At 26.4% G+C, this 564-nt stretch carries 1 protein-coding gene; it reads right to left on the reverse strand.

Features of this window, described 5'->3' with window-relative positions; genetic code table 11:
• Positions 1–241: 241 nt before the first annotated feature.
• Positions 242–564, reverse strand: a 323-nt coding sequence (locus V6U76_RS05430; protein WP_333024129.1) for a UDP-N-acetylglucosamine--N-acetylmuramyl-(pentapeptide) pyrophosphoryl-undecaprenol N-acetylglucosamine transferase, incomplete at its 5' end; no start/stop codon positions are given.

A 564-nucleotide genomic window follows, 5' to 3' on the forward strand; every position in this document is an offset into this window, starting at 1 on the left:
TATTATTTATTGAATTATTTAAAGTATCTTGATAATTATTTAAAATTTCTGGATTTACAGTTGAAGTAGTAAGCATTTTTTATCTCCCCTTGTAATTAATATATTAACTTAAATTATAAATATTAAATTATTTAGGTCAATAACTTTTTATAAAAGATTTATGTTTTAATTATTATTAGGAATATTCAAATTATGAGCATCAAAAATATATTGGGAAGAGTGACAAAAAGTAGATGGTATTTTATACTAGTATTTTTTTTTTAAGCATCTCAATAAATTTAGGAAGTTTATTTGGTATTTTAGCTCTTTTAACTTTATTTGCCATATCATTTAATTTACTAGGATTATCTAGCAAACTAATAAGCGTGTTTTGTAAATCTTCTTGTGTGGAGGTAGTTTCTTCTATAACAACTGCAGCACCTAAATTTTCAACATACTTTGCATTATAAAGTTGATGATTATCCTTAGAGTGAGGGTGAGGAATATATATAGCAGGGCGTTCTGCAGAGGAGATCTCTGCTATGGATGTTGCTCCAGCTCTTGTTATAACTAAGGAAGAATCAC

Source organism: Wolbachia endosymbiont of Pentidionis agamae (assembly GCF_036711655.1).
Classification (GTDB): Bacteria; Pseudomonadota; Alphaproteobacteria; order Rickettsiales; family Anaplasmataceae; genus JAZHPY01.